Annotated in this window: 20 protein-coding genes; 9 read left to right on the forward strand and 11 right to left on the reverse strand. The window is 73.3% G+C overall.

Going from position 1 to position 26,438, the window contains the following annotated elements:
* Positions 1 to 313: 313 nt before the first annotated feature.
* The 9 genes from WME82_RS26330 to WME82_RS26370 all read right to left on the reverse strand — a co-directional run bounded on the left by WME82_RS26330 (position 314) and on the right by WME82_RS26370 (position 9,510).
* A complete protein-coding gene (locus tag WME82_RS26330; protein WP_438037548.1) occupies positions 314 to 961 on the reverse strand; it encodes a hypothetical protein in 648 nt (215 codons plus the stop codon).
* A 140-nt stretch (positions 962 to 1,101) separates the two neighbouring features.
* Complete coding sequence (locus WME82_RS26335) at positions 1,102 to 1,809, reverse strand: SDR family NAD(P)-dependent oxidoreductase (RefSeq protein ID WP_437292714.1); 708 nt, start codon at positions 1,807 to 1,809, stop codon at positions 1,102 to 1,104.
* Between the two features lie 106 nt (positions 1,810 to 1,915).
* Complete coding sequence (locus WME82_RS26340) at positions 1,916 to 3,070, reverse strand: PAS domain-containing protein (RefSeq protein WP_438037549.1); 1,155 nt, start codon at positions 3,068 to 3,070, stop codon at positions 1,916 to 1,918.
* 87 nt (positions 3,071 to 3,157) lie between these two features.
* Positions 3,158 to 3,883 carry a zf-TFIIB domain-containing protein gene (locus WME82_RS26345; protein WP_438037550.1) on the reverse strand — a complete coding sequence of 242 codons (726 nt, stop codon included), beginning with the start codon at positions 3,881 to 3,883 and terminating at the stop codon, positions 3,158 to 3,160.
* 112 nt (positions 3,884 to 3,995) lie between these two features.
* Positions 3,996 to 4,484, reverse strand: a complete 489-nt coding sequence (locus WME82_RS26350) for a hypothetical protein (protein WP_438037551.1) — start codon at positions 4,482 to 4,484, stop codon at positions 3,996 to 3,998.
* A gap of 326 nt (positions 4,485 to 4,810) precedes the next feature.
* On the reverse strand, positions 4,811 to 6,013 hold the full coding sequence (locus WME82_RS26355) for an ABC transporter permease (RefSeq protein ID WP_438037552.1): 1,203 nt from the start codon (positions 6,011 to 6,013) through the stop codon (positions 4,811 to 4,813).
* Positions 6,007 to 6,738: an ABC transporter ATP-binding protein gene (locus tag WME82_RS26360; protein ID WP_437911367.1), complete on the reverse strand. Its 732-nt coding sequence runs from the start codon at positions 6,736 to 6,738 to the stop codon at positions 6,007 to 6,009. The genes WME82_RS26355 and WME82_RS26360 overlap by 7 nt, the downstream gene beginning before the upstream one ends.
* A 1-nt stretch (position 6,739) precedes the next feature.
* Positions 6,740 to 7,996 carry an efflux RND transporter periplasmic adaptor subunit gene (locus tag WME82_RS26365; protein ID WP_438037553.1) on the reverse strand — a complete coding sequence of 419 codons (1,257 nt, stop codon included), beginning with the start codon at positions 7,994 to 7,996 and terminating at the stop codon, positions 6,740 to 6,742.
* On the reverse strand, positions 7,993 to 9,510 hold the full coding sequence (locus tag WME82_RS26370) for a TolC family protein (protein WP_437849708.1): 1,518 nt from the start codon (positions 9,508 to 9,510) through the stop codon (positions 7,993 to 7,995). Before WME82_RS26370 ends, WME82_RS26365 begins: the two co-directional genes overlap by 4 nt.
* A 116-nt stretch (positions 9,511 to 9,626) precedes the next feature.
* Here WME82_RS26370 and WME82_RS26375 point away from each other — a divergent pair, with 116 nt between their 5' ends.
* From WME82_RS26375 to WME82_RS26390, 4 genes are all read left to right on the forward strand, one after another.
* Entirely contained in the window at positions 9,627 to 10,373 is a 747-nt protein-coding gene (locus WME82_RS26375; protein ID WP_437739234.1) for a response regulator transcription factor, read from the forward strand.
* Positions 10,374 to 10,398: 25 nt separating this feature from the next.
* Positions 10,399 to 11,754, forward strand: a complete 1,356-nt coding sequence (locus WME82_RS26380; RefSeq protein WP_437739235.1) for an ATP-binding protein — start codon at positions 10,399 to 10,401, stop codon at positions 11,752 to 11,754.
* Between the two features lie 474 nt (positions 11,755 to 12,228).
* Entirely contained in the window at positions 12,229 to 13,116 is an 888-nt protein-coding gene (locus tag WME82_RS26385) for a hypothetical protein (RefSeq protein ID WP_438037554.1), read from the forward strand.
* Positions 13,117 to 13,125: 9 nt separating this feature from the next.
* Complete coding sequence (locus WME82_RS26390) at positions 13,126 to 13,407, forward strand: pyrimidine/purine nucleoside phosphorylase (protein ID WP_272093724.1); 282 nt, start codon at positions 13,126 to 13,128, stop codon at positions 13,405 to 13,407.
* 23 nt (positions 13,408 to 13,430) lie between these two features.
* Here the strand turns inward: WME82_RS26390 and WME82_RS26395 are convergent, their stop codons facing one another.
* Complete coding sequence (locus WME82_RS26395) at positions 13,431 to 17,288, reverse strand: serine/threonine-protein kinase (protein WP_438037555.1); 3,858 nt, start codon at positions 17,286 to 17,288, stop codon at positions 13,431 to 13,433.
* Between the two features lie 707 nt (positions 17,289 to 17,995).
* On the opposite strand from WME82_RS26395, the gene WME82_RS26400 reads away from it, so the two are divergent.
* The 5 genes from WME82_RS26400 to WME82_RS26420 all read left to right on the forward strand — a co-directional run bounded on the left by WME82_RS26400 (position 17,996) and on the right by WME82_RS26420 (position 25,568).
* On the forward strand, positions 17,996 to 18,886 hold the full coding sequence (locus WME82_RS26400) for a serine/threonine-protein kinase (protein WP_438044934.1): 891 nt from the start codon (positions 17,996 to 17,998) through the stop codon (positions 18,884 to 18,886).
* A gap of 866 nt (positions 18,887 to 19,752) precedes the next feature.
* On the forward strand, positions 19,753 to 20,904 hold the full coding sequence (locus tag WME82_RS26405) for a CgeB family protein (protein WP_437739240.1): 1,152 nt from the start codon (positions 19,753 to 19,755) through the stop codon (positions 20,902 to 20,904).
* A gap of 65 nt (positions 20,905 to 20,969) precedes the next feature.
* Positions 20,970 to 22,133, forward strand: coding sequence for a 23S rRNA (adenine(2503)-C(2))-methyltransferase RlmN (rlmN, locus tag WME82_RS26410; protein ID WP_438037556.1), 1,164 nt, complete (start codon positions 20,970 to 20,972; stop codon positions 22,131 to 22,133).
* A gap of 95 nt (positions 22,134 to 22,228) precedes the next feature.
* Positions 22,229 to 23,629, forward strand: coding sequence for an acetyl-CoA carboxylase biotin carboxylase subunit (locus WME82_RS26415; RefSeq protein WP_438037557.1), 1,401 nt, complete (start codon positions 22,229 to 22,231; stop codon positions 23,627 to 23,629).
* A gap of 163 nt (positions 23,630 to 23,792) precedes the next feature.
* A complete protein-coding gene (locus tag WME82_RS26420; RefSeq protein ID WP_437739243.1) occupies positions 23,793 to 25,568 on the forward strand; it encodes a phospho-sugar mutase in 1,776 nt (591 codons plus the stop codon).
* 15 nt (positions 25,569 to 25,583) lie between these two features.
* Here the strand turns inward: WME82_RS26420 and WME82_RS26425 are convergent, their stop codons facing one another.
* The gene (locus WME82_RS26425) at positions 25,584 to 26,360 is read right to left on the reverse strand and encodes a chlorite dismutase family protein (RefSeq protein ID WP_437739244.1); all 777 of its coding nucleotides are present in this window, start codon (positions 26,358 to 26,360) and stop codon (positions 25,584 to 25,586) included.
* Positions 26,361 to 26,438: the final 78 nt, after the last annotated feature.

Raw genomic sequence — 26,438 nt, forward strand, 5'->3', positions numbered from 1 at the left:
CGACGCGGGCGGAGGCGCCGGACAGCACACAAGCCGTTCGCTGGAGCTTCACAGCAACGCACATGCCATCAGCTCAGGACGAACCAGCCCTGTCTGGATCGCACGGTTCCACCGCATTTCCCGCAGGGATCTCTGCAGCGCCGCGCCTCTCCCCCGGAGCTCCCGGGCAGGCGCCGCGACCGAGGCTGTCAACCACGGGTTGACACGGTGGACACGTGCAACACCGCGTCATCAGCCCCGGCGCTGCACGAGGCCCGCGATATCGAGCGCCGCGGCGTGGCCCCGCGCTCGGCTCCGCGGCTCCTCCCGGGGATCAGGGGCCGATTCGAACGAGCTCGACCCAGTCGAGCCTCGCCGCGTCCTCGCGGCACCCGAACGAGACGATGTGCATCCCGGGATCGAGCGGGAACTTGAGCAGCAGCCCTGTCTCGTCCTCCGAGTCGTGAACGTAATCCTCGTGGAACGCGGTCCCGTTGAAGTCGTACCTGGTTCCGAGCTCCGGCTGATGGTCCATGCGGACGAGGAACGAGTTGTCCGTGCTCTCGTCGGGCCCCGTGGCGACCCTGGCCCTGATCTGGTACGTGCCGGCCTCACCGATCTCGAACGAGCAGTCGACCCGGTCGCTCTCGCAATTCGCCTCCTCGGGGACCGCCACGTACGTCCCGCCGCTCGCCAGCGGGTCGTCCACGCGCTCGAAGCGGCCGGAGAGCTCGCAGTCCTCGGCCTCGATCCTGATCCTGAACGAGCTGCTCCCCCCTCCCGTGGGCGCCGACGAGGCGTCCCACTCGGCGGACAACCCCTCCAGCGAGCACGCGCAGGCCAGCACCGGCAAGAGCGCCCCCCAGCGCCCCCATCGCGCTGCCCGCGCGGCGGCCGCCGTCGCGAGCGCCGTGGGAGCCTCCCCCGCGCCGCAGCCCGCGCGAGGTCTCGTGTCCGCCCCAGGTCCCGAGCTCTCGTTCATCTCCCACGACGCTAGCAAGACGCGCACCGGCGGCGCGGCACAACTTGTCGAGCCGGCGCGATTCACGCGGGGCGCGCGACTCACGCGATTCACGCGATTCACGCGGGGCGCGCGGACGTCAGAAGCACGCCCCGCGCGTGTCAGCGCGCGGCGGGACGCGCGTAGTCCTGCGCGCGGAAGAGCACCCCGTGGACCTCGCCGTCGACCAGCGCCGGGACGAGCGCCCCAGGCAGCACCGACTCGACGTCGTTCGGCGCTTTTGGCCCGCCGAGATCGGTCCGCAGCCACCCCGGGTCGAGGAGGTTCATCAGCACGCCCGTGCCACGGAGCGAAGGCGCCATGTCGCGCACGAACTTGTCGAGCGCGGCCTTCGACGCCGCGTAGGCCATCAGCTCGGGCTGATCCTGGATCCCGGAGGTCACCTGCACGATTCGCCCGAACCGCCGCTCCAGCATCGTCGGCAGCAGCCGGTACGTGATCCGTATCGGGCTGATGACGTTCACCTCGAAGCTGAGCCGGTAATCGTCCGCCGGCGTCTGCAGGTGCGAGGCGCGGAACGGCGTCATGATGGCGGCGTTGTTGAACAGGAGGTCGATCCCGCCCGACGCCGCGATGGCGTCGTCCAGCATGCGGTCGACCGCCGCCTGATCCGACAGCTCGCCCGAGACGGCGCTCACCCGGATCCCCTTGCCGGCGAGCTCCCCTTCGAGCTCGCGCGTGTGCGCCGCGTCGCGGCTGTGCAGGACGACGTTGCAGCCGAGGTCCGCGAGGCCGCGCGCGATCCGCTTTCCGATACCCCGGCTCGCGCCGGTGACCAGCGCCCACTTTCCACGAATTTCAAGCGTCATGGCGGCCTCTTATGGCAGAGGCCGCCCGGCCTGGCAGCTCGAAAAGCGCTGCGGCGGTGGAGGCGCCGCGGGGACGCCGCTCCGGTGGCGCCGCGCGCGCCGGCGCCTACGCCCGGCGCCGCGGGCCTCCACGCGCGCGCCTCCGGCTGACCTCCAGGCCGCGGCCGAGGCTGCGCAGGACGAGCAGCTCCTCGCCGAGGTCGACGTCGACGAGCGCGCGCGCGACCTCCGGGCGGACGCCGGTGAGGATCGGCCTGGACCCGAGCAGCTGGATCGCGTGCGCCAGCCGCTCCAGGGCCGCGGCGCCGTCCGGATCGAGCGCCTCCGCGCCGGTGACGTCGAGGACCACGTGGGACGCCCGCTGCGCCACGATCGCGGGGAGGAGCCGCTCTCCGAGCTCGCCGCCGCGCTCCGCGTCGAGCCGCCCGATGAGCGGCACCGCGAGCGTGCCCCGGCCGACGTCGAGGATCGGCGCGGAGAGGTTCAGGATCTGCCGCCGTTGCTCCTCCACGAGGGCGAGCGAGCGGTTCAGCTGGTCGATGAGCCGGCCCTGCTCCTCGACCTGCCCCTCGGCGCGCCGCTGCGCCGTGACGTCGAGCTGCTGCACGAGCACCGCGCGCGCGCCGGTCACGGGATCGGTCGTGGGGCGCGCCTCCACCTGGTGCCACCGCTCGCCGTCGGTCGTGACGACCCGCACTTCCCCTGCCCACGCCGCCTCGGCGTCGATCGCGCCGCGGACCGCCGCGCTCACGCCCTCGTCCGGGAACGCCGCGTCGATCGTCGGCGCGTCGCCGAGGGCGCGCAGGGCCGCGGGGTTGTGGAAGAGCACCTTCCCCTCCCGGTCGACGAGGCTGACCAGCACCGACGAGTGCCGGACCGCCTCCACGCCGCGCACCATCGAGGCGCCGACGCTGGCGGCCTGGGGGAGCGCCTGGAACAGGATCGCGAGCCGCCCGTCATCGAGGTCGATCGGCTTCCCGTGGAGCGTCACGGTCGCGGGCGTCCCGCGCGGGTAGAGCGTCCAGTCCTCCAGCACCGTCCCCCCTTCCGCGAGGACGCGGAGGTAGCCGTCGAGCCGCGCGCGGACGGCCGGCGACAGGTCCGAGAGGTCGCGGGAGAGCAGCTCGGCGCGATCCGCCGCGCGCCAGAACTCGACGGCCTTCGCGTTGCCCCATGCGAACCGGTACCGGCCGTGGTCGTAGACCCAGGTCGGCAGGACGGACAGATCGAGAGCCGACAGGCGCTGGTCGAGGGACGTCATGTCGTGGCGGCACGTCATACGACGCCCCCGTCCGTCCTGCACGCCCCTTGACGTCTCTTCACCGGCGCGGCCGGCGCGCGCGGACGCTCAGCGGGTGATCTGCCACAAGAGATCGAGCAGCTCCTGCACCGCGGCCCGCCGGCCTTCCCAGCGGGATTCCCAGGACGAGGCAGCCACGACGGCGCTCGCCCGACGCGCCGCCTCCCTGGCGATCTCGGCCTCCCGGCGCGACCGCGCCTCTTCCTCGATCTGCTGCTGCCGCGCCCTCGCGGTGCCGCCCGACGCGGCGAAGGCGAGGAGCTGCGGGAGCTCGCCCCGGTCGAACCAGGTGCCGTGTTCCCTGCAGATGTCGACGATGATGCCGCTCTTGCCGGCGAAGTTCTTGCGGTTCATCCGCTGGCCGCACGCCGGGCACCGGACGTAGCGCACGCGGACGTCGACGTGCTCCGGCCGCCGCGGCGGCCTCGGCGCGCTCGTCCCGTAGCTCTCCCGGCGCTCCAGGAGGTCCAGCAAGAGCGCGTGGTCGACGAGCTGGCCGCCGCACCGGCCGCAGTCGCGCAGGAGGCCGGCCGCGGCGCGGAACGCCGAGAAGGGCACGCCGCAATCGGAGCAGAGGAGCGCGTCGGGCTCGGGGATGGGCTCCAGGCCGAGCTCGTGCCCGCACCCGTCGCAGCGCTCCGCGTCGGGGAGGTTCAGCTGGTAGCAGCCGCCGCAGCGCACGGTGGCGAGCGGCCCCTGGCACCCGGGGTAACAGCGCCCCTCGGCGTTGATCAGGAGGCCGCATCGCGGGCACGTGCTGCGATCGGCGCGCACCCTGGGAGTCTAGACGCCCAGCGCGCTCACGAGAAGCGCCGCGACAGGCGCCCTCGCTCCGGGCGCCAGCGCCACCTTCACATCGCCCACATCGCCGGACGGATGATCGGGCTCAGCGCTGCCTGGCGGGGCGCATCCACGCATGGGGATGGGAGCTCCGGGGGCGGCTGTGCGGCGGCGCGCTGGACCGGCGCACCTGCTTTCCGAGCTCCTCGAGGAGAACTCCCACGGCGGCGTCGTCGTCCTGAAGCACGACGACATGGTCGTTGTTCTCCTCACGCAGGAGCCGGTTCACCTGGAGGGCGCCGACCGCCGTCCGCACGACGATGGCGACGCACGCGAACTCGCTGACGAGCATGCTGCGCGTGCGCATCGTCGCGGCCTCGAACGCCGGATCGTTGTTCATGGGCGCCCGGCGGAGGTCGAGCAGGTGGCCGAGGCACCAGCGATCGAGCGACTCGTAGACCTTGAGCGCTTCGGAGTGGACCCGGATGAAATCGTCGGGAGACGGATAGGGGACCTCGGAGCGGGTGCTGCGGACGATCGACATCTCCTGATCGAGGGTGACCGTCAGGTGGTCGTTCTGCAGCAGGACATCCATCCCACCACAGGATAGCGAGCCGGCGGCGCGCCGGCACCTAAAAGCAATGGCGAGCTCAGCGCTGCGCCGACAAATGCTGCGTGATCGGCCAGAACGGACCGCCGCGCAGCGACGTGGGTTCAGGTGTGCGTGGAGCGATGAGCGGCCCAGAACCAGCGGAGTCCGCATTCCCTCGCGATGGGCGCGGGCAGCGGGAACGAGTCTCCTTCAGGCCAGCGAGTCGGTCCTCGGGACGACGACCGGCGATCATGTGTCTTGGTCATGTTGGTTGATCGTCCCGCACGCCCGAGACTCGCGCCTTCAACCCGTGCCGCCCCCATTGCCGCTCACTCGAACCGCAGCGCCTCCACCGGATCGAGCCTCGACGCGCGCCTCGCCGGCCCCACGCCGAACGTGATCCCGATGAGGATCGACACCCCGAGCGCCAGCCCGACCGCGTACGTCGGCACGATGGTGGCCCACTCCCCGAACCGCGACAGCAGCACCGCCGCGCCGTATCCCAGGCCCACCCCGGCCACGCCGCCCGCGAGCGACACGACGACCGCCTCGACAAGGAACTGCCGCAGGATGTCCCCGCGCCGCGCCCCGACCGCCATCCGCACGCCGATCTCGCGCGTCCGCTCCCGCACCGAGACCAGCATGATGTTCATGATCCCGATGCCCCCCACGATCAGCGACACCGCCGCCACGCTGCCGAGCAGCATCGTGAAGGTGCCCGTGATCTGCCCCATCGTCGCCAGCATCTCGGCCTGCGACCGCACCTCGAAATCGCTCGGCTGATCCGCGCGCAGCCGGTGGCGCAGGCGCAGCAGCTGCTCCAGCTGCGCGATCACCATGTCGGACCGATCCTCGCTCGCCAGCTGCAGCGAGATCGTCGACAGGTGATCCTGCCCGAACAGCACCGACCGGTGCGTCGACAGCGGCACGAACACGCCGTCGTCCGGCGAGCCCATGCCCGACCCCTTCTCCGCCAGCACCCCGACCACCCGGAACGCATTCCCGTTGATCTGGAGCCGCGTCCCGAGCGGCGACGCCCCCGGGTAGAGCTGCCGCGCCACGTTCGCCCCGAGCACGACAACGCGCGCCCGCTGCTGCTCGTCCAGGTCGGAGAACGAGACGCCGCTCGCCACCGAGAGCGAGCGGACCTCGAGGTACGCCGGCGTGATCCCCGTCACGGACGCGTTCAGGTTGCTCGCCATGTACCGCAGCTGCGCGCTGCCGCTCCGCTCCGGCGCGATCGCCGCCACGCCGTCGAGCCCCTTGAGCGCCTCGGCGTCGTCCTCGGTCAGCGTCTTCACCGTGCCCGACCGGACCCCGCTCGCCGACGCGGACCCCGGGCGCACCATCAGCAGGTTCGCGCCGAGCGACCGGATCCGCCCCTCGACGCTGCTGCGCGCGCCCTCCCCGATCCCGAGCACCGCCACGACCGCCGCGGTCCCGATGATCATGCCGAGCATCGTCAGCAGCGTGCGCAGGCGGTTCGAGGCGAGCGAGCGCCACGCGCTCTTCGCCGTCTCCTTGATCAACATGCCGCCTCCATCTCGCCCGCGTGGAACGCCGACACCACGTCGGCCGAAGGCCCGTCGGCCACGATGTGCCCGTCCCTCATGTGGATGGCGCGCGAGAGCGACCGCGCCACGCCGAGGTCGTGGGTCACCATGATCAGCGTCGTCCCGTCCGCGTTCAGCGACAGGAGCAGCTCCAGGACGTCGCGCCCCGTCTTGCTGTCGAGCGCGCCCGTCGGCTCGTCGCACAGCAGGATCGACGGCCGCGTCACGAACGCCCGCGCGATCGCCACGCGCTGCCGCTGCCCGCCGGAGAGCTCCGACGGCAGGTGCCGCGCGCGCGCCGCGAGCCCCACGCGCTCGAGCGCGCCCTCCGCGAGCGCGCGGCTGTTCTTCACCGCCCCGTAGAGCAGCGGCAGCTCGACGTTCTCCGCCGCCGTCATCCGCGGCAGCAGGTTGAAGCTCTGGAACACGAACCCGATGTGGCGGTTCCTGAGCGCCGCGAGCTCGTCGTCGTCGAGCTCCGCCACGTTGCGCCCCCCGAGCCGGTAGGTGCCCTCCGTCGGCCGATCCAGGCACCCGAGGATGTTCAGCAGGCTCGACTTCCCGCAGCCGGAGGGCCCGATGATCGCCACCGACTCGCCCCGGCGCACCTCGAAGCCGATCCGGTCGACCGCCCGCACCGCGAGGTCCTCGCGATCGGCGTGGTACACCTTCGAGAGCCCGCTCACGAGGACCGGGACGTCCATCTCAGCGCCCTCCTCGACTGGCGCCCATCCCCATGCCCATCCCCCGCATCGGGTTCTGGCCGCCGCCCTGCCGCTGCCCCTGCCCCTGGCCCTGCGGCCCCGCCGCGCTCGAGACGGGCGCGCTCGCGAGCACGTCGTCGCCCTCGCTCAGCCCCTCGGTCACGACCATCTGCGAGCCGTCCGTCGCCCCGGTCTGGATCGGCCGCTCCTCGCCGCTCGCGAGCCGCACGAACCGCCGCTTGCCCTGCGACTGCACGGCCAGGAGCGGCACGAGCAGCACGTCCTTCTGCTCCGCGGTCACGATCTCCACGTCCGCGCTCATCCCCGACCGGAGCAGCGACGCGTCCTTGTCCTTGACGACGATCTCGACGTCGAAGGTCACGACGCTCGACACCTCCTTGCCGAGCGGGCTCACGCGGTCGACAACGCCCTGGAACACCCGGTCCCCGTAGGCGTCGACGCGGATGTCGACCCGCTGGCCCGGCGCGACGCGCCCGATCTGCGCCTCGTCGATCGCGCCGACGATGCGCAGGTTCGACAGATCGGCGAGCGTCATCACGGCGCTGCCGCCGCTCACGTTGGTGAGCGCCGACGAGACGAGCGTCCCCTTCTCCACGGCCACGTCGAGCACCGTCCCGGCGATCGGCGCGTAGATCTGCGTCTCCTTCAGCCGCGTCTCGGCGTCCTGCACCGCCAGCTCGGCCGCCTTGAGCTGCGCCTGGGTCGAGCTCAGCTGCGCCCGCCGCAGCGTGATGTTGGCGCCCGCGACCTTCGTCGAGTGCGCCGCCGTGCGGGCCGCGTCGGTCGGCCCGAGGCCCATCTCGGCGCTCTTCTCGGCGACCTCCTGGCTCGCCTGGCTGTTCTTGCGCTCGAGCTCGGCGACCGCGACCGACGCGTTCGCCGCGGCGAGATCGGCCTTCACCCGGTCGCGCGCCACGCGCGCCTCGGCGAGATCGCGCTCCGCGTCCGTCGGGTCCAGGCGCACGAGGAGCTGCCCCGCCTCGACCGTATCGCCCTCCTTCACGAGCACCTCGATGACCTGCCCCGGGGCGCGCGACTTCACCTCGACCTGCACGTCGGGCTCGATCTTCCCGGACGCTGCCGCGGTCTCGGTCAGGCTCCCGCGGCGGATCTCGACGGTGGGGCCGGCGGGGGTCTTCTCGGGCTGCTTGTACCAGGCGTACCCGCCGATCGCGAAGCTCGCCACGAGCACCGCGGCCACGCCGGACATCAGGTAGCGCTTCTTGTTCCTGTTCATGACGACCTCCTGGGGAGCACCGACGCGAAGCGGACGAGCAGCGCGCCCGTCTCGTGATCGAGCTGGAGGCGCGACGTCAGCTCCGTCACCGCGGCCCGCAGCCTGCGGAGCTCCGCCTCCCTCCGCGTCTGCTCCGCCTGCACCACGTCCGCCGACGTCGCGGTCCCGAGCGAGAGCCGCTGGCGCTCGGCCTCGGCCAGCTCGCCCGCCATGCGCGCCGTCTCGGTGGCCAGCGCGACCTGCTCGGCCGCGGCCTCGAGGCTCGCGCGCAGCGAGCTCACGTCGGCCGCGATGGCCTCGGCGCGCGCCTGGTACCGCGCCTCCGCGGCCGCGAGCTGCGTGCGCGCGCGGGCCGCGTCCGCGGACGCCCTGCCGCCGCCGATCGGCAGCTCGACCTCGATCCCGCCCAGCACCCCGAACGCGGGCCGGCCGCCCGGCAGCGAGAGCCCCGGCAGGCCGTCGCGCACCCACTGCCCGTCCATCGAGGCCGTCGCGAACAGGTCGAGGCGGATCTGGTCCGCGTCCTCCGCCGCGCTCACCCGCGCGCGCTGCGCGTCGAGGTCGGCGCGCAGGGCCGCGAGCTCCAGCGACCGCTCGCTCGCCGCGCGCACGAGCGCGTCGGCCGACGGCAGGGCCCCGAGGGACGGCGGCGCGCCGGTCGGGGCGAGCGACGCCGCGCTCGCCGGGGCCATGCCGAGCGCGCGCCCGAGCGCGATCGCCCGCGCCGCGCGCGTCGCCCGCGCCTGCGACAGCGCGTCCGCGATCGACGCGGCCGAGGTCGAGAAGCGCAGGACGTCCACCTTCGTGCCGGTGCCGAGGGTCTCGGCGCGCGCCTTCGCGTCGGCGAGCAGCCGCTCTGCGGCCGCGAGCGCCTGCTCCTGCACGAGGATCGCCTGCTCCGCGTACCAGAGCTCCCAGTACGCCCCGAGCACGTCGAGCGCGGTCTGGCTCGCGGCGAGCTCGCGCTCCTGCTCCGCGGCGACGGCCGACGCCTGCGCCTGCGCGTAGGGCGCGAGGACCGCGTCGGTCCCGGCCCCCCGCAGCAGCGGCTGCCGCGCCGAGACGTAGGCCTGAGCGCCGTAGTTCGGCCCCGGGGTCCCGTCCGCGGGCGAGCGCGCCGACGCGCCCACCTCGAGGCTCGTCCCGACGTCGGTCGTGTACCGCAGCGCCGCGTTCGACGCGACGGACGTGCCGCCGGAGCGCTGGAGCGCGCCGGCTCCATTGCCCGGCGCGCCTCCGTTGGCGTCGGCGACCCTGCCATAGCTCTCCTGGTACTGTCCGGTCACCGAGGCCGAGAGCGTGGGCCTGCGGGCGCCCTCCTCGGCGGCGACGGCCTGCCGCGCCGCGGTGGCCTCGAGCAGCGCCGCGCGGAGGGACGGGTTCTGGGAGGCCGCGCGGCGGACCGCCTCCTCGGCGGTGAGCGTCTCGGCGCGCGCCGCGACGCTCAGCGAGCACGTGGCGGCGAGGGCGAGAGACGCCAGCCACGGCAAGCGAATCGAGCGAGTGAACGTCATGCACCGCAAGCTAAAGGGCAGTGTCTCAAGAGGTGTCCTGGTCGTGTAAAGATTCGTCAAGACGCCTCTTGACCAGGCCTTACACGGCGGTGCGACAGCCGCGCTACAGTCGCGACATGGCGGATCCGCCCCAGATCCTGGTCATCGACGACGACGCCGAGCTCTGCGAGCTCCTGGCCGAGCTGCTCGGTCAGGAGGGTTACGCCGTGGAGAGCGCGCGCGACGCGATCTCCGGCCTCGCGCGCGCGCAGGAGGAGAAGGAGAGGCCGTTCACGCTCGTGGTGCTCGACGTGATGTTGCCTGGGCTCAACGGGTTCGAGGTCCTCACGCGGCTGCGGCAGAGCTCGCGGGTCCCTGTCCTGATGCTCACCGCGCGGGGCGAGGACGTCGACCGCATCGTCGGCCTCGAGATGGGCGCCGACGACTACCTGCCGAAGCCGTTCAACCCGCGCGAGCTGGTCGCCCGCGTGCGGGCGCTCCACCGGCGCGCCTCTCACGCTGGCGCGGCGGCTGGGCCGGGCGCGGCGGCCGGTCCTTCCGCCGCCGAGGCGCAGGGCGCGCTGACGGTCGACGATCTCGAGGTGCTCCCCGCCGCGCGGCGCGTCCGTGTCCGCGGCGAGGAGGTCCGGCTCACCACGGCCGAATTCGACCTGCTCGAGGTCCTGGCGCGGCAGGCGGGGACGGTGGTCTCGCGCGAGGATCTCGCGCGGCGCGTCCTCGGACGCCGGCTCGCGGCGTACGACCGCGGCATCGACATGCACGTCTCGAACCTCCGCCGCAAGCTCGGGCCCGGGCCTGGCGGCGGCGAGCGCATCAAGACGGTCCGCAACGCGGGCTACATCCTCGCGCGGGAGCGCGCGTGAAGCGCTTCCTCCCCGGAGGGCGGCCGTGAAGAGCCTCTTTTTGCGCCTCCTCGTCTCGCTGTGGCTCGCCATGGCGCTGCTCGTCGGCCTGCTCGCGGTGATCCACGGCTGGGCGTTCTCCGCCGAGCCGAGCGGGCTGCGCCGCCGGCTGAACACGCGCAGCGTCGAGCTCCGGGCGGAGGGCGCGCTCGCCTGCGCGCGGGAAGGGCTCCCCGGCTGCGAGCAGCGCCTCGCGCCGCTCGATCCGCGGGATCAGCGCGTCGCTGTCTACCGGGCCGGCGCGCTCGTCATGGGCGAGCCCGTCGAGGGCGCGCCGCTCGCCGAGGACAGGGCGAGGCGCTCGGCCGACGGCATCGCCATCGAGGTCGGCGAGGAGCGGGAGCTCGTCGCGGTCGTCCTGCGCCGCGACCCTGCTCTCGCCGCGGTCGCGGCCGGTCCGGTCCGGTCGCCGTGGATGTTCTTCATCGTGCCGGAGACGTTGCCCCAGCGGCTCCTCGCGATCGTCGCCGTCACCGGGCTCGTCGCGGTGCTCCTCGCGCGGTACCTGTCCCGTCCGATCCGCATCCTGCGCGGCGCCACCCAGCGGATGGCCGCGGGCGATCTCTCGGTGCGCGTCGCGCAGAAGCTCGCGGGCGCGGACGGCGAGACGCTGGCGCTCGGGCGCGACATGGACCGGATGGCCGAGCGCATCGACGAGCTCCTGGAGACGCAGCGCCGGCTCCTTCGCGACGTCTCTCACGAGCTCCGGTCGCCGCTCGCGCGGCTCAACATCGCGCTCGAGCTCGTCCGCCGGCGCTCGCCGCCGGACGTGGAGCCTGCGTTCGACCGGATCGAGCGGGAGACGGAGCGGCTCAACGGGATGATCGGCGAGCTGCTCACGCTGAGCCGCCTGGAGTCGGGCCGGGGCATGGAGCGCACCGAGCGGGTCGATCTCGCGGCGCTCCTGGAGCAGCTGGTCGAGGACGCCGCGTTCGAGGCCGAGCAGCGGGGTTGCTCGGTCGAGCTCGGGGCGCGCGACGCGTGCTCGCTGGACGGGAACGAGGAGCTCCTCCGGCGCGCCATCGAGAACGTCGTGCGCAACGCGGTGCGCTTCACCGAGCCGGGCACCGCGGTCCGCGTCGATCTCGAGTGCTCCGGCGGGACGGCCGAGGTGCGCGTCCGCGATCGCGGCCCGGGCGTCCCGGAGGGCGCGCTCGCGGACATCTGGAGGCCGTTCTACCGGGTCGACGACCACAGGGCGCGCGGCGCGGGCGGCACGGGGATCGGGCTGGCCATCACGCAGCGGGCGGTGCGGATCCACGGCGGCGAAGTCGAGGCGAGGAACGCGGACGGCGGCGGGCTCGAGGTCGCGCTGCGGCTGCCGGTCGGCGCGGGGGGCTGAGCGGGGGGCTGGCGGGCAGGATCGACCCGCCCCCCCCTCCGAGGCCGTCCTTTTCGATCCCAGATCGATCGGCCCCCCTCCCGAGCCGGCCCCGCCACGTCGCGACCTCTCCGCGCCGCCTTCCGAGGCCTCCTCTCTCGGTCCCGCCCCAACCCGCCCCCCTGCCGAGGCGACGCCGCCACGTCGCGACCTCTCCGCGCCGCCTTCCGAAGCCACCTCTCTCGGTCCCACACCGACCCGCCCGCCTTCCAAGGCGATATCCCGCACGAGACGCCCCCTCCAGGCCCGCTCCCCTACCCTCCCTCCATTCCGGACGATTCAAACCGCATGCAAGAGCCCAGCTCCCGTGCGAACACCGCACGAAACCGGCGCAACACCGCCCTTGACGGACGACACGACAGGACTTCCCTTGCCTGTTCGTCAGCAATGCGCCCTCAGGCATTGCCCTTATCACCCCATCAGGAGGTGTCTCTCATGCTGAAGCATCTGAATATCGACGAGATGGTCGCGCTCCTCTCCCCGTGGGTCGAGGACCCGGAGCAACGCCGGCTGTTCCTGGCGATCCCCGAGATCGCGGCGCTCCACCCGCGGGTCGTGGAGGCCCACGAGGCTGTGCTCGCGGTCCAGCCGAGCAGCGGCGGAGACCGCATGTCGTCGAAGCTGCGCGCCATCATCGACGAGACCAGCGAGGTCGATCGGCGCCACGACCATCTCGCGCGGGCCGTATCCTACGGTATCGACGCGCACCGCGAGCTCTGCCTCGCCGAAGCGCCCTCGGACGCCTCCCGCGCCGCGCAGTGCGATGCCGTCCAGAAGCAGCTCTTCCCGGGCGGCCTGTCCATCGTCAACGCCTCGACGCTCGCCGAGGCGGGCAACACAACGCGCATCGCTCGCCTCCTCGAGGACGAGCCCGGGATCGCCGGCTTCCTCAGGTCCGTCCCCGCCCACGGCAAGGCGTCGCTGCTCGATGTCGTGAAGCGCTGGCTCGCCAAGGGCCGGGAGCTCCAGACGCTCGAGCGCGCCCGCGCGGAGATCGAGGCCACCGAGACCACCGCCCCCGCCAGCAAGACCACGATCCAGGCCGCGCGCAGCCAGTGGTTCAAGATCGTGGCGCTCGTGCTCTCCAACCTCGAGCTCTCGCGCGCTCCGGCGCGCGATATCGAGATCATCCGCGGGCCCGTGCTCCGGGCCTCGAGCCGCGCGGGCAAGCGCTACGCGAACAGCAAGCCGGCGCAGGCTCCGCAAGAGGAGGACGACGCGGGCATCCCCGCCACCGAGCCGAGCGGAGCCCCGCCGGGGGAGCCTGGTGAAGGCGTGCGCGGCGACGCGAGCGCGCTGGTCTCTCTCGGCGGGACGCGGTAGGAGGGCGCCATGCTCAAGCACAACAGCTACTTCAACGGCAACGTCCAGAGCGTCGGCTTCGAGCGCCATGGGCGCCGGCAGACGGTGGGTGTCATCGACACCGGCGAGTTCCACTTCTCGACCGAGGCGCCGGAGCGGATGACGGTCGTCGCCGGGGAGCTCGCGATCCGCATCGACGGCTCCACGGAATGGCGTGCCTATCCGGCAGGGACGTCGTTCGAGGTGGCAGGCAAGAGCGGCTTCGACGTCAGGGCCACCCAGCCCACCGGCTACTTCTGCGAGTTCCTCTGAGCGCGCCGGCGGCGTAGAGCGGGCTAGGCGTCCAGCCAGCGCCGCTCCAGCTCCAGCGTGGCCACGTTGTCCGGCACATTGCCGAGGAACTTCCCGCGCCACACCGGATCGCCGATCTTTCGCGCCCGCTCGAGCAGGCGCTCCCGCGCCGAGGCGATCGCCATCACCGCCTCCCGCCGGTGGCCGCAGGCCGAGAGCGCCTCGGCGTGCGAGAGGCGCACCAGCGACTCGCCCACCTCGGCCCCCATCGACTCCAGCAGGCAGAGCGCCTCGGTCGTCGCCGCGAGCGCGTCCACCGCCTGCCCCGCGTCGAGCAGCGCCCGCCCGAGCACCGCGTACGCGAAGGCCCGCAAGGGCGGCGCGCCGTACAGGATCGCGACCGCGGCGCGCGCCTCGCGCTCGGCCCCCCCGAGATCGCCCGCCTGGAGCACGATCCTCGCGAGGCACGCCCGCCCGGCGCCCTCCCCGCGCGCGTCGCCGAGGCGCTGGGACGTCGCGATCGCCTCCTCCGCCGTCCGCCGCGCTTCCTCGACGAGGCCCTGCTGCGCGAGCACCGGACCGAGGTTGAGGAGCGCGCCGAGCCGGACGTCCGACAGGCCCATCCGCTCCGCGTCCGCGAGCGACGCGCGCAGCGCCGCGTCGGCGCCCTCGAAATCGCCGAGCTCCGCGTAGCAGGAGCCCAGGTTGTTCCTCGCCCAGCAGGCGTTGCGGCGATCCCCCGCGTGCTCGAACGCCGCGAGCGCCGCCTCGAAGCCCGCGAGGCACGCGCCGGGATCGCCGACCGCCATCGCCCGGTACGCGCGCGCCTCGTGGAGCCGCGCCAGCACCTCGACCTCCTGCTCGGTCTCCTCGGCGTCCTGCTCGATCCCGTCGAGCAGCTCGTCCGCGAGCTGGTACCGCCCTCCGAACACGAGCCGCCCGGCGCCCGCGCACAGGCACACGCTGCGCGCGGGGCGCGCCGAGCGCCGCGCCTCGGTGCCCTGCGCCAGGCGCAGCAGGCCCTCGACCTGGTCGTGGTTGCCGCGCTTCGAGGCCGCGAGGATCACCTGCGTGAGCGCCGAGAACCACGGCGCCGACCCGGGCGCGAGCCGCTCCAGGGCCTCGGTCCCCCGCCGCTCCGCAAGCGCGAACTCGCCCCGCCAGAGGTGCGCCTCCGCCTGGCAGAGCCGCAGCGCCCCGGCCGTCGCCTTCGAGGCGCCGCGCGCGATGCCGCGCTCGACGCGCTCGATCGCCGCGCCCAGGTCGCTCCCGAGCAGCGCCTGCTCGGCCGCGCGCAGGGTCGCCGCCGCGGCCCGCGCCGGCTCGCCGCCGCGCTCGAAATGCTCGGCCAGGGCCATCGGATCCGCCACGCCCGTCCGCTCGAGCCACTCGCCGGCGAGCCGGTGGCCGAGGCGGCGATCGTGATCGGTCAGCATCCCGTACGCCGCCTCGCGCACGAGCGCGTGCCGGAACCGGTACTCGGCCGCCTCCGGCGCGCCTTCCACCGAACGCCGGACGATGAGCTCCCGCACCTCGAGCTCGGCGAGCAGCGGCTCGACCTCCGCCCGGCCGACCAGCGCGGCGACCCCGCTCCGCGAGAAGGTCTCGCCGAAGATCGCCCCGGCCCGCAGCGCGCGCCGCGCGCCCACGTCGAGCGCGTCGAGCTCCGCCTGCACCATCGCCAGCACCGTCTCGGGCAGGTCCACGCCCTTGCCCGCCGCCGCCGCGCGGATCTGCTCCTCGAGGTAGAAGGCGTTGCCGTCCGCGCGCTCGACCAGCGTCGCCACGAGCGCCGGGCTCTCGCGCTCGCCGAGCACCTGGCGCACGAGCCGCTCGCTCGACCGGCGCGAGATCCCCGCGAGGCGGAGCTTGTGCCCGCGCCGCTCGTCCCACAGCTTCGGGAAGAGCTCGTGCACCTCGGGCCGGCCGAGCGCCATGACCATGAACGGCCGGTCCTTCAGGTTCCGGAGCGCGGCGTCGACCATCGTGACCGTGGGCAGATCGCCCCAGTGCAGGTCCTCGAGCACGAGGAGGACCGGCTGCACCGCGCACTCGGCGCGCAGGAAGTCCTCCCAGGCGAGGCGCAGCTGATCGCCCATGAGCATCGGGTTGCGCCGCGCCGCCCGGAGCTGCACGTCATCGTCCGGGAACGGCGCGCCGACGAGCTCGCCGAGGAACGTCGCGACCCGCGCGGCGTCGAGCGCCGCGTGCCGCTCGACCCGCGCCCGCACCTTGCGCCGCCGCTCCTCGACGGGATCGGCGTCCGTGAGGCCGATCGCCCGCCGGAGCGCGTGCGCGAGCAGGCCGAAGGCCGACCCGGCGCTCATCGGATCCACCTGGCCGAGCCACACCTCGACCGGCTCGCCGTCCTCCCGGATCGCGCGGACGAGCTCGTGGCGGAGCCGCGACTTGCCGATGCCCGCCGGCCCCGTGACGAGCACGACGCTCGGGGTCGACTCCTCGATGCAGCGGGCGAGCTCGTCCCGGATCAGCGCGAGCTCCCGCTCGCGCCCGACGCACGACGTGGCCTTGCCGAGCACGTGGGGCGGCGCCTCCGGCTCCTCGCGCGCGCCGTGGAGCCAGGGGCCACCCCCGTCGGACGTGATCTCGAACCGCGCGCCGAGCAGGCCCGCCGTCACCTCGTCGATGCGGATCGCCGGCGCGCGGGACGTCGCTCGGCCCTCGGGGAGCAGCTGGACCACGCGGTCGATGAGGTCGCCGATCGGCATGCGCGAGGCGATCTCCGCCCTGCCCGTGACGACCGCGACCGGCGCGCCGCCGAGGAGCGCCTGGACGGCGAGCGCGCAGCGGGCGGCCCGGGCCGCGAGGTCGGTCGTCGCGCCGGCGCCGGACAGCACGACGAGCGGCAGCCGCGCGTCGACGAGCTCGAGCTGACCCTTGTAGCGCGCCGCCGTGGTCGAGAGCGCCTGCGCGCGCGCCTGCTCGTCGACCTCGGGGGGAGACGGATCGGCGGCGGAGAGGCCGTCGCGCGCGAGGACGAGGCACATCACCTTGCGCTCGCCGGTCGTGAGCTCCGGCGGGCGGACGGACATCGCGGGCGGGCGGACGGAGATCGCCGCGGGATCCATGAGCCCGGCGAGCTCGATCGCGACCGCGTTGCCGTCGCTCGGCCGCCCCTCGGGCGACTTCGACAGCATCCGCTGGACCAGCGCGTCGAGCGCCTCGGGCACGTCGTCGCGGAGCCACCGGAGCGACGGCGGCTCCTCGATCAGCACCTTGACGAGCACGGCGAGCCCGCGCGCGCCGCGGAACGGGGCGCGCCCCGAGATGCACTTGTAGAGCAGGCAGCCGAGCGCGAAGACGTCGGCGCGCGCGTCGACATGCGCCTCGCCGCGGGCCTGCTCCGGCGCCATGTAGCCGGGGGTGCCGAGGATGGCGCCGGGCATGGTGAGCTGCTGGTCGATGCCGGACATCCGGACGACACCGAAATCGATGAGCGTGATGCGGTCGATGGTGCCGCCGACGAGGAGCAGGTTGCTCGGCTTGAGATCGCGGTGAACGACGCCGAGCCGGTGCACGGAGCCGAGGGTGGTCGCGACGCGCCGGGCGAGCTTGAGGCTCTCCTCCAGGGTGAACGTCTGCCGGGCAAGGCGCTGGGAGAGGGTCTCGCCGGTGAGCCACTCCATGGCGAGGTAGGGGTGGCCGTGCTCCGTGCGGCCGTGCGAGATGTACCGCACCACCCCCGGCACCCGCAGCGTGGCGAGCGCCTGCGCCTCGCGCGCGAGGCGGTTCGAGTCCTGGGAGGCGGCGTTCTGGAGGACCTTGAGGGCGATGGTCTCGCCGGTCTTGAGGTCGCGCGAGCGAAAGACGTGGCCCATGCCGCCGGCGCCCGCGAGCTCCATGATCTCGAACCGGCCGTCGATGACGTCTCCCGCTCGCATTGCCTGCCGTCGCTCCGGATCGTCCGCCCTGTGTGGAGCTACGCGAAGTTCACCTGAATGGCCAGCGGTTCGGGGTTACTGGCGTGTCCCCGGAAGCGGGCGCCGCGAGGCGCCGCCGCCGTCATGCAATCACCACCGATTGCCGCGCTCCGGTGCGCATCGTCACCAGAGAGCGCGGCCAGGGGCAACTCTGCAGCGTCGAAGCGCCGGCGGCCCCCGGCCACGAGGGCAGTCCGGTGCTCCACCGCCGTCCACCGGAGCGCGCTCCGACGAGGCACCCGCTCGGCGCTCCGGCGGCGCGCGACGAGGGCAATGCGGCACACCGGCGCGGCCCAGCCGCTGAGACCGGCGCGGCCGCGGCGACCCAGGCGCTGGCCGCTCCCGCCGCGGCGACGCGCCTCGGCCGGCGGCCCGCGCCCCGGACCGCCTTCGCCCCGTTGTCCCGCGGCCGCGCCCCATTTTTCCCCGTCCCGTGCCCCGCGGCTTTTTCGTCCAGGCGACCTCGGGTGCGACGGGCGGCCGATGTGAAGCGGCGCGCGCCGGAAAACAAAAAAACAAGGCGCGGGAGCCCTTCGTCGTGTGACGCTGCGCGCGGCGCTTCCTCTGTCGCGTCTGCGTGATAAATGAGCTTGTCTGGGGAGAGGGGGGAGGCGACCGGAACGCGCTGGACCCCCTTTGTCAAGCGAAGGAGGCCGCTCTTGTCAATCGTGCCCGGAACCGTTCTGCTCCAGCGCTACCACGTGGTACGTCATCTCCGCCGCGAAGGCCTCGGTGAGGTGTTCAGCGCCGAGGACGCGAGCACCGGCCGGCGCGTCGCGGTCAAGGTGCTCGGGGAGCCCCCGGTGCGCCAGGAGCCGGGAGGCGTGCTCAACACGCCAGAGCGCATGCCCCAGCAGGAGGCCGAGGCGCGCTTCCGGCGAGAGGCGGTGGCGTGCGAGCGGCTGCGGGGCCCGCACACACTGCCGTCGCTCGACGGCGGCAAGGACCCGGCGCACGGTCCTCTCCTCGTGTTCGAGCTGCGCGAGGGGGAGCTCCTCAGCGAGCGCATCTCCCGGCAGGGGCCACTCCCGTTCAGCGCCGTTCACCCGCTGGGCGGGCAGCTCTGGTCGGCGATCGCCGAGCTGCACGAGATTGGCATCATCCACCGCGACATCAGCTCCGCGAACGTGCTGCTCGACCAGGGTCCTGACGGCGAGCGGCTGACGCTCCTGGATCTCGGCTCGTGCAAGCTCCCTCCCGGGCTCTCCGACGCGGCGCCGACGTTACCGAGCCGGTGTCTCGGCGATTTCAGGTTCGCGCCGCCCGAGCAGCTCACGAAGGGGAAGACGGTGGATCACCGGGCCGACCTCTATGCGGCCATGACGGTGATCTTTCACGCGCTTACCGGCGAGCTCCCCTACGCCGCGCGCAATCTGATGATGCTCGCCGATCTCAAGACGAGGACGCCGCCGCGCCGCCTGGGCAGCCTGATGCCTCCGCCGGTCGACCGGGAGATCGAGGTGTTCGTGAACAGGGGTCTGGCGCACAGCCCGGACCGCCGCTTCGCGAGCATCGCCGAGGTGATCCAGGGCTGGCAGGCGCTGAGCCCCGCCACCTGAACGTCTCGACGGCTCTCGCGCGGCCCCACCGCCGCTGAAGGCTGGACACCCGGCCTCCCGATTCCACCGCAGCGTCCCCGCACCGACAGGAAGGCGCCCGGACAGCGCCGCGCGCTTCCTGCCTTCCTGCTCCCCCGCCCGATTTCTCCGCGAGGCCAGGCGCCCCTGCCCGGCCGAGGCCGCCGGTCCGCCGGCGAGCTCAGCTGGGCGGCGGAATCCCCTGCCGCCGGCCGCGCCCCCAGGCCCCGTCGCTCCGCGGCGTATGCGTCCGACAGCGCGCGCCGGCCTGGGCGGCGCTTCACCAGCGCTGCCCCGGCGTTCCGGAGCAGGGCTCCCCCGTCGACGCTCCGTTCGACCAGCAGCCGTCACCGACCATTGCGACAACGTCCCTCTTTTTCTCACCATCATCGCTTCCGAACAGCGTTTACCGCACAGGCCGGTTCCTCTGCGATGCGAGGACGGTTGCCGTCGGGTGCTTTACCCGAACGAGCCGCGTTATCCCGGAGCAAGCGGCGATTTCGCGCGCTTCGTCGTCACGGGAAAAGGGCGGGCCTTACCGCCTGGCGTCTGACGAGGAATACGCACCTTCGATCAAGAAACTGCATCTCACAGCATTGCAGAGGGTGAGCACGCATGTTAATCCCGGGTGCGCTCGTCGCCGCGCCCTCTCGCGCGGCGCCAGGGCAACTGGATCGGCGTGCCGCTCGTTTTGAGCATGTTGCGCATGTTGCGCACGTTGCGCACGTTGCGCAGGTGTCCGCGAGGCGTCTTTCGCCTCTCCGGGGCCGCCGCGGTGTACCTCGGGACCGGCGCATTCCGGGCCGGCACGCCGTCTGGGATCTCTCAACCCTTGCCGCCACCACGCTATGACGACAACTACCTACCGCTATGTCTTCCTGGGGCTCTCCATCACGTCTTCGTGGGGCAACGGCCACGCCACGACGTACAGAGCGCTCCTCCGGGCGCTCGCGTCGCGCGGCCACCGGATGCTCTTTCTGGAGCGGAACCTCCCCATCTACGATCAGCACCGCGACCTGCCCAACCCGCCTTACGGCACGACCGAGCAGTACTCGAGCATTACCGAGCTCCGCGATAGATTCTCACGCGCCGTGCGCGAAGCCGATCTCGTGATCGTCGGCTCCTTCGTACCGGAAGGGGCGACGGTCGGGGCATGGATCACGGAAGAGGCCCGCGGAAAGGCCGCGTTCTACGATCTGGACACCCCCGTCACGCTGGGCCGGCTGGCGCACGGGGATCATGCGTACCTGACGCCGGCGCTGATCCCGCGGTATGATCTCTATCTGTCGGCGACGGGGGGCCCGACGCTGGAGCGGCTGGAGCGCAGCCACGGCGCGGTGCGCGCGCGGGCGCTCTACTGCTCGGCGGACACGGACGTGTACCATCCCCAGCCGGCGCCGATGCGCTGGGATCTCGGCTACCTCGGGACCTACAGCGACGACCGGCAGGCGGCCGTCGAGCGGCTCCTCCTCGAGCCGGCGCGGCGCATGCGCCGCGGGCGCTTCGCGGTGGCGGGCGCGCAGTACCCGGCGTCGCTCACGTGGCCGGAGAACGTCTCCCGGACGGAGCACCTCCCGCCGGACGAGCACCGCATCTTCTACAACTCGCAGCGTTTCACGCTGAACCTGACCCGCCGTGCGATGGTCGAGTCCGGGTGGTCGCCGAGCGCGCGCCTGTTCGAGGCGGCCGCGTGCGGGACCCCTGTCCTGAGCGACGCCTGGCCGGGTATCGAGACGTTCTTCCAGCCCGGCGAGGAGATCCTGCTCGTGCGCTCGCCGGAGGACGTGCTCCGGAAGCTCAGGGAGATGAAGGAGGACAAGCGCCTCACGCTGGGCCAGCGGGCGAGGCAGCGCGTCTTTGCCGAGCACACCGCGATGCACCGGGCCGAGGCGTTCGAGCGCTACACCCGCGAGGTGCTCGAGGCCGCCAGCCGGACGCGCGCGCGCCGCGAGCGCGACGGGCAGCTCACGGCGTCACAGGTCGAGAGCCAGAGCGGCTGACGCTTTGGCCTGGCCGCCCGCCTGCTCCCCTTGCCGCTGGGGGCGGCGCGCAGTAGGCCAGGCAGGTGCGCTCCACGCCGCTTCACCCCGTCGCCCGGCTGCCTGAAGAGTGGTCGGTCTCGCTGGCTGCCCGCGGAGAGCGGTCGTTCACGGCGAAGCAGGTATTCCAGTGGATCCATCGCCGCGGCGTCCTCGATCCGGCCGCGATGACGAACCTCCCGGCGCGGCTGCGCGAGCACCTCGCCGCGGAGGGGCTGGGTGAGGTGCTGACGCCCGAGCGGGTTCATCGCTCCGAGGACGGCACGCGCAAGCTGCTCCTGCGCCTCCGCGACGGCGCGACCATCGAGACGGTCCTGCTCCCGTCGGTGTCGGGCCCCGGCTCGCACGCGCAGCTCGACGCCGACGCGGCGGCGGCCGACGACGAGGACGACGATGCGGCCGCGGAGGCGGACGCCGCGCCGCGCGTCCGCGTCACCCAGTGCATCTCGACGCAGGTCGGCTGCGCCATGGGGTGCGGCTTCTGCGCGAGCGGCGTGGCGGGGCTCAAGCGCCACCTCGGGGCCGAGGAGATCGCGGGCCAGGTGCTCCTCGGGCGGGCGATGCTCGAGGAGGGCGAGGAGCTCCGCAACGTCGTGTACATGGGCATGGGCGAGCCGCTCCACAACTACGAAGCGACCGCTCGCTCGCTGCGCCTGCTCACGCACCCGGAAGGGATCAACCTCTCGACGCGGCGGGTCACGGTGTCCACGTCGGGCCTCGTGCCCGAGATCGCGCGGCTCGGAGCGGATTTTGGCGGGCAGATCGCGCTGGCGATCTCGCTGCACGCCGCGGACGACGAGACGCGCTCGGCGCTGATGCCCATCAACCGCAAGCACCCGCTCGACGAGCTGCTCGCGGCGCTGCGCGCTTACCCGCTGCCGCGGCGCCGGCGCATCACCATCGAATACACGCTCGTCGCCGGGCAGAACGACGATCCCGCCGAGGCGCGGCGGCTGGCGAAGCTCCTGCGCGGGCTCCCGGTGAAGATCAACCTCATCCCGATGAACCCGATCGAGGCCTCCTCGCTGGGTCCGCCGGCCCAGGAGCGCGTGGCGGCGTTCCAGGAGGTGCTCACCCAGGCGGGATACTCCTGCTTCGTTCGCCGCCGGCGCGGCGATGACGTCTCGGCGGCCTGCGGGCAGCTCGTGCTGCTCGGGGCCAAGCCGAAGGTGCGGCGGGCGCTCGGCTGACGCTCGCGCGCGCCGCCCCCCCGGGAGCGCGCGAGCGAGCGCCGCCTGCAGCGGGCGTCTTGACGCGCCGCCGCGCGGGGGCGTAGCTGTCGGCCGTGTTGAAGAAGATCCTCGTCGCCAACCGTGGAGAGATCGCCTGCCGCGTCCTCCGGACCTGCAAACGGCTCGGGATCGCGACGGTCGCCGTGTACTCCGACGCGGACGCGAGCGCGCCGCACGTCGCGATGGCCGACGAGGCGGTGCGCATCGGGCCGCCGCCGGTCCGGGACAGCTACCTGGTCATCCATGCGATCGTCGAGGCGGCCCGCGCGACGGGCGCCGACGGCATCCACCCCGGGTACGGGCTGCTCAGCGAGAACCAGGCCTTCGCCGAGGCCGTCGTCGAGGCCGGCGTCACGTTCATCGGCCCGCCGCCCGCGGTGCTCCACGCCTTCGGCGACAAGATCCTCGCGCGGGATCACGCGCGCGCGGCCGACGTCTTCCCGCCGCCGGGCACGGGCGGTCCGGTCGACCCCGCCGACGTCGAGGCCGCCCAGCGCGCCGCCGAGAGCATCGGCTTCCCGCTGCTCGTCAAGGCCGCGGGCGGCGGCGGCGGCATCGGCATGCAGATCGTCACCGATCCGGGCAAGCTGTCGCGCGCCCTCACCGCGTGCTCCGACCGCGGCCGCGCGGCGTTCGGGGACCCGCGCGTGTACATGGAGCGGTACATCGAGCGCCCGCGCCACATCGAGGTGCAGGTGCTCTGCGACGGGCAGGGCGGCGCCGTCGCGCTCGGCGAGCGCGAGTGCAGCGCGCAGCGCCGGCACCAGAAGATCGTCGAGGAGACCCCGTCGCCGGCCGCGTTCTTCCAGGGAGCGGCGGGCGAGGTCCGCCGGAAGGAGCTGCACGACAGCGCCCTCCGGGTCGTGACGGCCGCCGGCTACGTGGGCGCGGGTACCGTCGAGTTCGTCGCGGCGGAGAGCGGCGAGCTCTTCTTCCTGGAGGTCAACGCGCGGCTCCAGGTCGAGCACTGCATCACGGAGATGTGCACCGGGCTCGACCTGGTCGAGCACCAGATCCGCATCGCGTCGGGCGAGCCGCTCGCGCCGGAGGTCCGGAGCCACACCTACCGCGGCCACGCCATCGAGGCGCGCCTCTACGCGGAGGATCCGGCGAAGAAGTTCGCCCCCCAGCCCGGCCGCATCACCGCGCTCCGCTGGCCGGCCGCCGGCGACGACCTGCGGATCGAGACCGGCGTCGCCGAGGGGCTCGAGGTGACGCCGTTCTACGACCCGCTGCTCGCCAAGATCGTCGCCCACGGCCCGACCCGCGACGAGGCGATCGCTCGCCTCGACCGGGCGCTCGCGGAGACGACGATCGAGCTCACCGGTCCGGCCGGGCCCGCCGCGACCAACCTCGCGTTCCTCCGCCAGATCCTGCAGGACGGTGATTTCCGCGGCGGGCAGTACGACACGCGCTTCGCCGAGGCGCTCGCCGCCGGCAAGAAGGTGGGCTGACGCTCGGCCGAGCGGACTGAGCGGTCCGAGCTGGCCGGGAGCCGCCGGCAACGTAGGCGCCGGGCCGGCGGGCCAGCGCGCGGCGGTCGCCGCCCACGCTGCCGCCGCGCGGAATCGCGCGCTCGTGGTGCAAACCACGGCCGGCATGAACTAAATACCAGGCGTGAGCCACGACTTCGTCCTCGAGCCCGCCGAACGCTGGCTTTCCCACGACCCCGATCCGGAGACCCAGAGCGAGCTGCGCCGGCTCATCGACGCGGCCAGGGCAGGCGAGGACGGCGTCCGCGCCGAGCTCGCCGAGCGCTTCGCCGGCCCGCTGGAGTTCGGCACCGCGGGCATCCGCGGCGTCCTCGGGGCCGGCGAGAGCCGGATGAACCGCGCCGTCATCCTCCGCACGACCGCGGGGCTCGCCCGTCACCTCCTCGAAGCGCTCGGCGACAAGGCGCGGAGCGCCGGCGTCGTCATCGGCTACGACGGCCGCCGGATGAGCCGAGAGTTCGCGGAGGACACCGCCTGCGCCCTCGCCGCCGCGGGCATCCCGAGCCACCTCTCGCCCGTCCCCTGCCCCACGCCCGTCGCGGCGTTCGCGGTCGGCCACCTCGGCGCGGCCGCGGGCGTGATGGTGACGGCGAGCCACAACCCGCCCGAGTACAACGGCTTCAAGGTGTACTGGGACAACGCCGCGCAGATCATCCCACCCCATGACACCGGCATCGCGACGGCGATCGACGCCTCGCCGCCGGCGGATCAGGTCCCCCGCATGCCTCTCGACGAGGCGAGGAGGCTCGGGCTGGTGCGCGACTTCCCCGAGGAGCTGGAGCGGAGCTACCTCGGCGCGATCCGCGGCCTCGCGGTGCGGAGCGACGGGGATCGCGACCTCTGCATCGTGTACACGCCGCTTCACGGCGTCGGCAATCGCCTGGTCCGCCAGGCGCTCGGCGAAGCCGGCTTCACGCGCGTGGCGAGCGTGCCCGAGCAGGCCGAGCCGGATGGCGGGTTCCCCACGGTCGCGTTCCCGAACCCCGAGGAGAAGGGCGCCATGGACCTGGCGTTCGCCCTCGCGAAGCGGGAGGGCGCCGACCTCGTCCTCGCCAACGATCCCGACGTCGACCGGCTCGCCGTGGCGGTGAGGCGCCCTGACGGCGAGTACGTGCAGCTCACGGGCAACCAGGTCGGCGTGCTCCTCGGCAATTACCTGCTCACCGAGGGCCGCGCGCAGGGCGCGGACGAGCGCCGGCTCGTGCTGGCGTCCTGCGTCTCGACTCCGATGCTGGGCGTCATCGCCGCGGCGCTCGGGGTTCACTACGAGGAGACCCTGACCGGGTTCAAGTGGATCGCCAACCGGGCGATGGACATCGAGCGCTCGACCGGGGCCCGCTTCGTGTTCGGCTTCGAGGAGGCGCTCGGCTACACCGTCGGCCCGGTCGTGCGCGACAAGGACGGCATCAGCGCCGCGGCGCTGGTCGCCGAGCTCGCGGCGGTGCGCAAGGCCGAGGGCAGGACCCTGCTGGACGAGCTCCAGGCGATCACCCGCAAGTACGGCCTCTACATGAGCGGGCAGCGCTCGTACACCCTGCGCGGCGTCGACGGCCTCGACAAGATCGCCGCGATCATGGCCGCGCTAAGGAAGAGCCCGCCGGCCGCGATCGGGGGCGTCCCCGTGGTGGCGTGGCGCGATTTCGAGGCGCGCACGCGCACCACGAGCGACGGCCTGGTCGAGCCGCTCGTGCTGCCTCCGAGCAACGTGCTCGTGTACGAGCTCGACGACGGGAGCCGGCTCATCGCCCGCCCGAGCGGGACGGAGCCGAAGATCAAGTTCTACTTCGACGTGCGCGAGGAGGTCGCCGCGGACGAGCCGCTGGCCGACGCCGAGGCCCGCGCGGCGGCGCGGCTCGACGCCCTGGCCCTGGCGTTCTCGGGCCTCGCCGGCATCGGCTGAGGGGGAGCGGCCCCGTCAGCCGCCCGGGCTGCGGAAGGCGGCGCGGCCGACGAAGAACGGGCCCATCTGGCTGATGAACTCCGAGGTCTGGCGGGTCTTCCGCATCGTCTGCACGATGTGGGAGAGCGGGTGGAGCTCCTTGCCGACGAGCCCGATCACGAACTCGTTGTCGCGGGCGTCGAGGCCGTGGCACGCGAGGCGGATGTCGTGGGCGAGGTCCTGGGCGCCATAGGCCCTGCCGATGGTGCCGTGCTCGCGCAGGATGCTCCCTTGCTCGCGCCCCTCGAGCTTCGAGAACGCGCCGCTGCGGCGGAGCGGATACCACACCGCCCACGGCCAGGCGGGGTTCAAGACGGTCTCCGCCGGGCGCCGGAGCAGCCAGAAGTCGAGATCCTGCTCGTAGCCGGTCGAGTACGTGCGCCCCAGCATCGTGAAATCGGGGCGAAGCTCCAGGGCCCGGAGCTCGCTGCGGTTGAGCGCCGGGCGGACGGTCTGGACGAAGACGGCGGGGTCCTCCGCCCACGTGAGCACGGCGATCCCGCGCGGATCGTTGATGTCCTCGTAGACGACCGCGCCGACGCGCTGCGACGCGAGCGCCTGGCCGGCTGCGCGGGTCAGCTCCGCCGGATCGGCGTCGCCGGGGCAACGGAACACGAGCAGCTGCATGAACAGCCGGCCGTCGATTACCTGCGGCCGGCCGTCGCGCGGCGCCCCCCGCTCGGCGACGTCGATGTGCGGCAGCTCGGGCTCCGCGTGGCCGGCGGCGGGCCGGCCCGTGGTGGGTTCGCTCATGGGCGTAGGGGTACCGAGGTTCGGGGAGGACGGCAACTGCCAGGCGCAGCCACCTCCGCAGGCGACGCGCAGCCCCCG

Source organism: Sorangium sp. So ce128 (genome assembly GCF_051525245.1).
Classification (GTDB): domain Bacteria; phylum Myxococcota_A; class Polyangia; order Polyangiales; family Polyangiaceae; genus Sorangium; species Sorangium cellulosum_B.